Origin of the sequence: Actinomadura sp. KC216, assembly GCF_004348535.1 — a bacterium.
In the GTDB taxonomy this organism is placed as follows: Bacteria; Actinomycetota; Actinomycetes; order Streptosporangiales; family Streptosporangiaceae; genus Spirillospora.
Genome location: NZ_SMJX01000354.1, coordinates 1 through 8098 on the forward strand (window position 1 = coordinate 1; position 8098 = coordinate 8098).

An 8098-nucleotide genomic window follows, 5' to 3' on the forward strand; every position below is an offset into this window, starting at 1 on the left:
GTCTTGTTCGTCCTGCTCGCGTTGTGCCTGTCGGCTACAGCGGCGGTACGGGACGCGGACTGGTTCGTTGTTTCCGCTTTGTTGCTCGCCGTTGCCGCCGGCTCGTACGGGGCGTCCGGCGGGCGGTCCTGGCCGGAAGTCCTCGGCGGCGGGATCGCCGTGTTCCCGGCGGTCGGCCACATGGTGCCGTGGGCGGGGCGGGGTGCGTACCGGTCGATGTCGTCCGGGCGGGGTACGGCGTGGCCCGCCATCCGGACGGGTCTGATCGCGGCCGGGCTCATCGCGGTGTTCGGCGGGCTGTTCATCGGGGCGGACGCGGCGTTCGGCACCATCGCCTCGGGGCTCGTCCCGGAAGTGTCACCGGGCTCTGTCATCGTGTACGGGATGGCGGGCTTCGGTGTCCTGCTGCTGGCGAGCGCGGGCGCGTTCCTCGCGCAGGCGCCGCCGCCGCTGCGGATACTGGTCCCCGATCCCGCGAAGCCCGCCGGACGCTGGTCGTGGGCCGTGCCGATCGCGGCGCTCGACCTGCTGTTCCTCATGTTCTGCGCCATCCAGGCCGGGGTGTTCCTCGCCGACGACAAGGACAAACTGCTCCGCTCCACCGGCCTCACCTACGCCGAGTACGCCCGGCAGGGATTCTTCCAGCTCGTCGCCGTGACGGTTCTTGTTCTCGGGGTCGTGGCGGTGGCGAAGCGGTACGCCCCGGCTGCGGGGCGCGGCGATCGTGTGATGGTGCGGGTGCTGCTCGGGCTGCTGTGCGCGCTGACGCTCGTGGTCGTCGCCGTCGCGCTGCGGCGCCTCTACCTGTATGAGGAGACGTTCGGCTGGACGCGTTTGCGGCTGTGGGTGCACGCGTTCGAGCTTTGGCTCGGGGTCGTGGTCGTGCTGGTCGCGGTCGCGGGCGTCGTGAAGGGGCGGACGCCGTGGCTGCCGCGGGCGGTCGCGGCCAGCGGGGCGGTCGCGATGATCGTCCTGGCGTCGATCGACCCGGACGGGTTCATCGCCGAGAACAACGTCGCCCGCTACCAGGACACCGGGAAGATCGACGTCCCGTACCTGCGGGACCTGTCCGCCGACGCCGTGCCCGCGCTGGACCGGCTGCCCGAACCGGCGCGGTCCTGCGCGCTGCGCTCCATCGCCCTGGGACTGGACGACGACGAGCCCGCCATGAGCGGCAACCTCGCCCGCACCCGGGCCCGCGAGATCCTCGACGCCCGTCCCGCGGACATGGACGTCGACTGCTCTAGCTGGTCTCGTTCATATTGAGAAGCGCATAGGCCGCGAGGGTCGAATCGTCCGTGATTCGGCCCTCGCGCACGAGCGCCTTGAACTCGTCCCTGGACACCCACTTCTGCCGCATGTCCTGTTCCTCTGGCTCCCGGTCGGTCTCCCCTGCCTGAAGCCCGGTCGCGACGAAAATGTTGAAGCCCTGGCCGCTCGTCCCATGCGAACAGTTCAGGTAACCGAGATGTGTGAGTGTTGATGCACGGAAACCGGTCTCCTGCGCGAGTTCCAGGCGGGCCAGCTCCTCCGGGTCGGCGTCCTGGCGTCCAGGGAGCGTGCCCTGCGGGAAGCTCCACGTGCGCTTGCCGATGGGGTACCGGTACTCCTCGACGAGATGGAACCCGTCGCCTTCCAGAGGGATGACGACGACGAAGTCGGGTTTGTCGACGACGCCGTAGATGCCGCGCGAGCCGTCCAGCCGCTCGACCTCGTCCTCCCGGACGACCATCCAGGGATTCTCGTAGACGACCCGCGACCCGATCTGCCGGACCGCGGGCTCTTCATCCTCGCTCATGTCAGGCTCCCGACCCGTAGCGGTAGACGAGTTCGTGCCGGTCGCCGACCACCACTCGATGGGTGACCTCGACGACGCGGCCGTTCTGGTCGTACGCGCGGCGCCACAACGTCAGGACGGGCCGGTTCGGGCCGACCTCCAGCGTGTCCTGCTCGTCCGCGCAGGGGAGACGGCACGTCACCGACTCCTCGAACGTGATCCGATGCCCGGCCTCCTCCAAACGCGAATAGATGCCGCCGGGGCCTGTGTCGACCTCTCGCAGCACTGGGATCTGCTCCACGACGTCCAGGATCACCCACGTCGTCGCCGTCTGAACGGGCGGTTCGCCTTGCACGCCCTGGACGCGCGCACGTTCTAGGACGCGTGTTCCTGGCGGCACGTCGAGGTGGTGTGCCAGCTGTTCGCTCGCCGCTATCTCGGTGACCGTCGTCCGTGTGAACGGGGTGCGCCCGTCCTTCTGCGCCGACACGTGGAACCCGCGCCACGCGCCGACCTGCCGCGTGATGTCGGCCGCCGCGCGCCGCACCCGCCGCGCCGTCCGCACCTGCGCGCCCGACCCGTGCCGCAGCTGGACGAGCCCCTGCTCGGCGAGCATCCGCAGCGCCCGCCGGACGGTGGAGCGGTCGGCCTCGTAGTGCCGCGCCAGCTCCCGCTCGGACGGCAGCCACGTCCCCGGATCGAGCTCACCCTCGACGATGCGGGCGGCGAGCGCGTTCGTGATCGCCTGTGCTTTCGTGGGGGGACGCGGCATGCCAGATTCCTGCTCCGGGATAGTGCATTGACCTCACACCGTACAGATCCCACCACCTCCGGCACCCTTTTGGGGTTGTGCAGAACGCGTTGTGGGCGATCCTTGGTCGGCTTATGGTAGACCCACCATAGGCCCACCAAGGGGAGTCCGTGCGATGTCGGTGATCTTGTGCATGCCCGGCTGGCACAGCGAGCGTTCGGAGGAGGGCGGCCTGCGCGCCACCCGGATCTCCCCATTGACGGATTACCAGCTCCTCAACGGCTGCCTGGAAGAGATCGTCGCGATGGACGAGGGCGAGCTGTGGCTCCTCTGCGACGCCCAGACCCGCCTGGCCGAACGCGTCGCCACGGCGGAGCGTCTCCGCGCGACCACGTCCGGCCAGACGGGCGGCGCCGTCCCGGCGGGTGGCGCCAGCCCGGCGAGCGAGGTCGGCTCGGCGAGCGGGGTCAGGAGCGGCGGAAGGTGACGACCTCGCCCGGCTCGCCGACGGCCCTCCCGGCCGGCTGGAGGATGCGCTCGCCGGCGTTGTCGGCCAGCAGCGCGCGGGCGCGCAGGACGATCTCCAGGTCGAACCGCAGGTCCGGGTCGAGGAGCTGGTCGCCGAACAGGTCCTCCAGCTGACGCAGCCGGTACCGGACGGTCTGCGGGTGGACGTGCAACCGCATCGCGACCTCGTTGGCGTTGCGCCCCGACTGCAGCCAGGCCAGCAGCGTCTCGGCGAGCCGGTCCTGCTGGCTCGGGCGCAGATGCGCCAGCGGCGCGAGACGCAGGTCGGCCAGCGACGTGATGAGCCCCTCGTCCTGGAAGAGGATGAGCGTGGACATGTGCTCCACGCTCCGGATCACTCCGCCGTCCGCCTCGATGACCCCGCGCTGGACGAGGTGCAGCGTCCTGCGGGCCCACTGCATGGAACGGGCAGCCTTCATCAGCGGGACGGTCGGGCCGACGACGGCGAGCGTCCCGGCGAGGGCGCGGTCGACGAGCTTGGCGCGTCCGGGGCCGTCCGGGTCGGGGACGATCAGGCTGGGCGTGCGGCGGCCGAGGTCGACGAGCACGTCGGGCGGGAAGGCGGGCCGCCGCACATCCTGCGGATGGCGGACGTCCTGCGGATGGCGGACGTCCTGTGGGCGGTGGGCGTCCTGGCCTGGGGTGTCCTGGTGGCGGCGTCCGAGCGCGACGGCGGCGACCGTCCGCGGGAGGGGCCAGTGCGCGGCGGCGGCGAGGTCGGCGATCGCCTCCCGCGCGGCGGGCGGGTCGGCGAGCAGCAGGTCGAGCAGGCGCCTGCGGCGGCGCTGCATCTCACCGGCGACGGCCGCCCTGGCCTGCGAGTATCCCTCGGCCGCCGCGTGCGCCAGCTCGTCCTGGAACTCCAGGAGGATCTCGCCGACGGCGCCGAGCGTCCGCGGGGACACCTCCAGCGCGTCGGCCCCTTCGGTCAGCCGCCGCCAGGCCACCATGCCGCCGACCCGCATCGCGGTCTGCATGGCGTCGAGGCTGCGCCCCTCCCCGGCCTCGCCGCGGCCGATGGCGCGGAAGAAGTCCGCCACCGGCGCGGAGTCGTGGCCGGGGTCGCCGACCCGGTCGACGAAGTAGTGCAGGACGCGCTCGACGGCGAGCCGGAGCGTTCCAGAGTAGGAGCCGTCGCCCGGCCGGTCGTACTCCCTGACGCGCGTCTGGATCTCGTGGATCATGTCGTCGGCCACCTCGTCGAGGTGCGGACGCATATGGTCCGCCAGTTCCCTCGGCAGATTCGCCCACAGGTTCGCGTTCGTGGTCGAACCGTCGTCCGCCACAGACCCTCCCGCCGCTCGTCCCCCTGCGTCGCGCGCCATACGCACGGGGTAACTAGTCGCTTATGCGACCTATGTGAGGCAAAGCATGGCCTGTGACGTGCCCGAACGCAAAGCCCGTCCCGGAATCCGACCGCCTCCGGCCGGACGCGGGGCGAGCCGTCCACCGTCCGCGTCGCCGCGGGACGGGTGGACGAATGAAGCAGGACAAATGCCCGCATCTGCGACTTCGCGCCAATTGCGGGACCCCTCCCAGCCCGTCGAAGCTACAGTTCTTCAAGTGACCGACTCCGCACGCCCCTCCGCCTTCGAGAAATTCGTGACGCGGGGCATCAACCCCGTAGGCTTTGCGCTCACCTTGTTCGCGTACTTGTTCCTGCCGTGCACCGCCATGTCGTCATGGGAATTCCCTTCCCGTGTGGAGGAGATATCGCCGCTGGAAGGTCTCCTCGAAATCTCCTCGACCGGCGCGAACATCGCGGTCCACCAATCCGATTACCGCTGGCCGATCGTCATTCGCCTGCTCGCGATCGTCACGCTTCTCGTCATGGCGGCCGGTGCGGGAACCGCCCTCGCCCGTCCCGCGCGGCGGCGATCCCTGTACGCCGCCGTCGTCGCGGCGGTGTCGGGTGTGCTGCTGGTGGTGACCGGTCTGTCGGCCGCCGCGCGGATGGAGAGCGCCGCGCGGGAATTCCTCACCGTGCTGTTCTCGACCATTCCGAAAACCGAGAGCGAACCGCTGATCGACCAGTCGAGCGACGCGGCCGGTCTGGGAGCCGGTTTCTGGCTTGCCCTCGTCGGCCTCGCACTGATAGCCGCGATCAACCTCGCCGTCCTGCTTCGCGCCCGGTCGGCCGCCCGGCTCGGTCCCGCGGAGGCCTGACCCGGCTTTTCAGGTGAGCCGCGTCGCGCGGCGTCCCGCCGGGCACGCCAAGGCCGTCATTGGGCGGGGCTCCATTTGCGGTCGGCGACACCGGCGGTGAAATTGGCGTAACGGGCCAGGACGAACAACAGGTCGGCCAGCCGGTTCAGATACGCGGCGACATGATCACTCACCGGCTCGGTGCGGCGCACCGTGGTCACCCGCCGTTCGGCGCGGCGGCACACGGCCCGCGCCAGATGCAGATTCGCGGCTTCGGGTGAGCCCGTCGGATGGATGAAGCTCGTGAGCTCGGGCAGCTCGGCCTCCAACTCGTCGATCAACGACTCCAGCCGCGCGACCTCATCCCCCGTCAGCCGCGGGACGGAACCGCCCGCACCGGTGCGGTCGGGCGCCATGAGCTCGCAGCCGACCACGAACAAACAGTCCTGGACCTCGGCAAGGACCGCGGCCACGTTTCCGGGCAAATCCGCGGCGGCCGCGACACCGACGGCGGCGTTGCACTCGTCCACCGCGCCGATCGCCTCCATGCGGGCATGGTCCTTGTCCAGACGGCGACCGCCCCAGATGCCCGTCTGCCCGCCGTCCCCCTTGCGCGTATAGATCTTCATCGCCCGACACTCTCACTTCAGGCGACCGGCGACATCCCCTCCGGGCGAGTCACGCGACGTTCTGATCCGTCGACTGGTCCATGACGTAGATGGTCCCCCCGCCCGGGTCCTTGTAGGTGGCGAGGAAGCCGCCGGGGATCTCCGAGGGCGCCTCGACCACGCCGAGCGTCTCCGAACGGTTCGCGTGGAAGTCCTGGACGCTGTCGACGACGAACAGCGGGCCGACCGGGGCGTCGGGGTCGTTGGCGTCCAGCATGACCTGGGTCTCCGTGCCCGGCAGGGCCAGCGCGACGGTCGCGTCGCCCTCGCGCCACACCTCGGTGAAGCCGAGGCTGTCGCGGTAGAGGGCGAGCGAGGCCTTCAGGTCGGAGGTGGGGACGAACAGGAACTCGAGCTTCACGGTGCCATCCTTCCGTCGCGTAACTGGATTTGGGGACAGCATAACGGCATTATGTAGGGATGCGCGAATGGGTCCCCGTCTCGACATCCCCCCGGGGCCGGCTTGCACTCGCCGCGGTCAAGGCGTTCGGGACCCGCCCGTTCGCCGAGGTCACGGTCACCGACCTGGCCGCGGCCGCGGAGGTCACGACGGGGGCGCTCTACCACCACTTCGGCAGCAAGCTCGGGCTCTACGCCTTCGCGCGGCAGGACGTCGAACGGCGCCTGCTGGACCGGATGGAAGGCGCACTCGCGGCCGCCGGGACGACCTCGTCGGACCGCTCGGCGGCCGTGACGTCGGCGATGCTCGTCGGCCTGGACTTCGCCGTCCGCGAGGGCTTCCTCCACATCCTGGGAGACCCGCCCGCAGGCACGGACCAGGACCAGCTGGCCGAGATGCTCACCCAGACCATCGCCCCAGCGACACCACTCCTCGGCAAGATCCTCACGGCCGCCTGGCGAGCCGCCCTGGCGGCGATCGCCGAAGGCGCAGACCCCGAAGAAGCCCGCACCGCCATCAAGGCCCTGAGACTCCAACTCCCCGACACCCCCTGAGCCCTCCGCTCAGGGTTGGACGAGGCCGTCCGGTGGCTGCGGCCTGCGGTGCTCTTCGCGCAACTGCTCCGCGAACTCCGCCACCAGCCGCTCACGCGGATAGCTTTCCTTCAGCCTGCCGCACAGCTCACCCGCGCGAGGCAGGAGATCACCCGACCGGCGCACCGGTTCCAGGGCGGCCCGGCCGTGCCGCACCGCGCAGTCGAGCTTCCCGCGCCGGGTGGCGACCAGGCCGAGATCGAGGTTGGCCATGGCGTACCGCATCGGCCACCGGACGGTGCCGTCCGGCCGCCGGCACTGCGCGATGACCTCGGCGGCGTGCTCCTCGGCGGCCTCGTCCCGCCCCAGCATCGTGTAGATCATTGAGCAGTGGAACTCGTACTTGCCGGGGTCGAACACGAAGTGGTGCTCGGGATGGTCGGGACGCGGCAGCCGGTTGAGGATCTTCCGTCCGGCGCGGAGCGCCTCCAGGGCCCGGTCGTCTCCCATCCGCGCGTACCCTCGCCCGGCTTGCAGGGTGAGCTGGACGGCGGCGCTGGTCATGCCCGCGTGCCGTGCGCCTGCCTCGGCAAGGGCGACCGCCTCGTCATAGCGGCGCTCGACGAGCGCGAACCACGCGGCGATCTCCCAGGACCATCCGATGATCTCGCCGTGCCCGGCCTGCTCGCCGAGGCGGCGCGCGGTCCGCCGGACGGCCTCGGCGCCGGTGGGCTCTCCGGCGTCGAAGAGCGTGCAGGCCAGGAGGATCGACAGCCATCCGGCGCGCACGAGGAGTTCGCGGTGCTCGTGCAGGGTCGTCCGGCCGTCCACGAGCCGCAGGACGTAGGCGAGATGGGCCCGGGCCCGGTCGCTCAGCGCCGCGGGGGCGACGGTCGGGTAGTCGCGGCACAGCCGGTCCACCACGCTGTCCAGGAGGTCGAGCGTCCCCTCGGGGAGATCGGACGCACCCGCTTGCGCGGCAGCGTCGAGCAGCTCGATCTCTTCGGGCGGCCATGCGGGCGCAGACGGGGCCGCATCCGGGTCGAACAGCACGTGTGGTGCACCTTTGCCGACGTATGCGGGATGAACTGCCCTCCCTCTTCCTCACTGCAATGTCCCCTGGATGCGGGGCACCCACCCTGTTCTGCGACGTCAGAGCGGCTCGGACGTGCGCCGTCCCCGTGTCAGTCGAGGTCGAGGTCGAGGGTGGTGGTGGAGGCGTTGGTGTGGGTGGCGATCGTGGTGACGTCGGGGGCGATCGTTTCGCGGAGTTGGGCGGGGGGTGTGGTGAAGGGG

General features: G+C 70.7%; 10 protein-coding genes. 4 read left to right on the top strand and 6 right to left on the bottom strand.

What is annotated here, in order from left to right; translation table 11 throughout:
• On the top strand, positions 1-1266 hold a 1266-nt coding region (locus E1264_RS36595), incomplete at its 5' end, for a DUF4173 domain-containing protein (RefSeq protein WP_132181115.1).
• Here the strand turns inward: E1264_RS36595 and E1264_RS36600 are convergent.
• On the bottom strand, positions 1244-1798 hold the full coding sequence (locus E1264_RS36600) for an NUDIX hydrolase (RefSeq protein ID WP_132181117.1): 555 nt from the start codon (positions 1796-1798) through the stop codon (positions 1244-1246). The two genes, E1264_RS36595 and E1264_RS36600, sit on opposite strands and share 23 nt — an antisense overlap.
• A gap of 1 nt (position 1799) precedes the next feature.
• Positions 1800-2549 carry a GntR family transcriptional regulator gene (locus E1264_RS36605; protein ID WP_132181119.1) on the bottom strand — a complete coding sequence of 250 codons (750 nt, stop codon included), beginning with the start codon at positions 2547-2549 and terminating at the stop codon, positions 1800-1802.
• Positions 2550-2703: 154 nt separating this feature from the next.
• Between E1264_RS36605 and E1264_RS36610 the strand changes: the two genes are divergently transcribed.
• A complete protein-coding gene (locus tag E1264_RS36610; RefSeq protein ID WP_132181121.1) occupies positions 2704-3015 on the top strand; it encodes a hypothetical protein in 312 nt (103 codons plus the stop codon).
• Here E1264_RS36610 and E1264_RS36615 read toward each other — a convergent pair.
• Complete coding sequence (locus E1264_RS36615; protein WP_243711398.1) at positions 2996-4342, bottom strand: PucR family transcriptional regulator; 1347 nt, start codon at positions 4340-4342, stop codon at positions 2996-2998. The genes E1264_RS36610 and E1264_RS36615 overlap by 20 nt on opposite strands.
• A 277-nt stretch (positions 4343-4619) precedes the next feature.
• On the opposite strand from E1264_RS36615, the gene E1264_RS36620 reads away from it, so the two are divergent.
• Positions 4620-5222 carry a hypothetical protein gene (locus E1264_RS36620; RefSeq protein ID WP_132181125.1) on the top strand — a complete coding sequence of 201 codons (603 nt, stop codon included), beginning with the start codon at positions 4620-4622 and terminating at the stop codon, positions 5220-5222.
• A gap of 56 nt (positions 5223-5278) precedes the next feature.
• Here the strand turns inward: E1264_RS36620 and E1264_RS36625 are convergent, their stop codons facing one another.
• Positions 5279-5830: a cob(I)yrinic acid a,c-diamide adenosyltransferase gene (locus E1264_RS36625; protein WP_132181127.1), complete on the bottom strand. Its 552-nt coding sequence runs from the start codon at positions 5828-5830 to the stop codon at positions 5279-5281.
• A gap of 49 nt (positions 5831-5879) precedes the next feature.
• A complete protein-coding gene (locus E1264_RS36630; protein WP_132181129.1) occupies positions 5880-6230 on the bottom strand; it encodes a VOC family protein in 351 nt (116 codons plus the stop codon).
• Between the two features lie 59 nt (positions 6231-6289).
• On the opposite strand from E1264_RS36630, the gene E1264_RS36635 reads away from it, so the two are divergent.
• Positions 6290-6823: a helix-turn-helix domain-containing protein gene (locus E1264_RS36635; protein WP_132181131.1), complete on the top strand. Its 534-nt coding sequence runs from the start codon at positions 6290-6292 to the stop codon at positions 6821-6823.
• Between the two features lie 9 nt (positions 6824-6832).
• Here the strand turns inward: E1264_RS36635 and E1264_RS36640 are convergent, their stop codons facing one another.
• Entirely contained in the window at positions 6833-7855 is a 1023-nt protein-coding gene (locus tag E1264_RS36640; RefSeq protein ID WP_132181133.1) for a hypothetical protein, read from the bottom strand.
• Positions 7856-8098 lie beyond the last annotated feature (243 nt).

What these genes read in the sequence shown, in the direction of transcription:
- E1264_RS36600 (WP_132181117.1), bottom strand. Translation starts at nt 1,798, where the DNA reads ATGAGCGAGGATGAAGAGCCCGCGGTCCGGCAGATCGGGTCGCGGGTC.
- E1264_RS36635 (WP_132181131.1), top strand. Translation starts at nt 6,290, where the DNA reads ATGCGCGAATGGGTCCCCGTCTCGACATCCCCCCGGGGCCGGCTTGCA.
- E1264_RS36625 (WP_132181127.1), bottom strand. Translation starts at nt 5,830, where the DNA reads ATGAAGATCTATACGCGCAAGGGGGACGGCGGGCAGACGGGCATCTGG.
- E1264_RS36610 (WP_132181121.1), top strand. Translation starts at nt 2,704, where the DNA reads ATGTCGGTGATCTTGTGCATGCCCGGCTGGCACAGCGAGCGTTCGGAG.
- E1264_RS36605 (WP_132181119.1), bottom strand. Translation starts at nt 2,549, where the DNA reads ATGCCGCGTCCCCCCACGAAAGCACAGGCGATCACGAACGCGCTCGCC.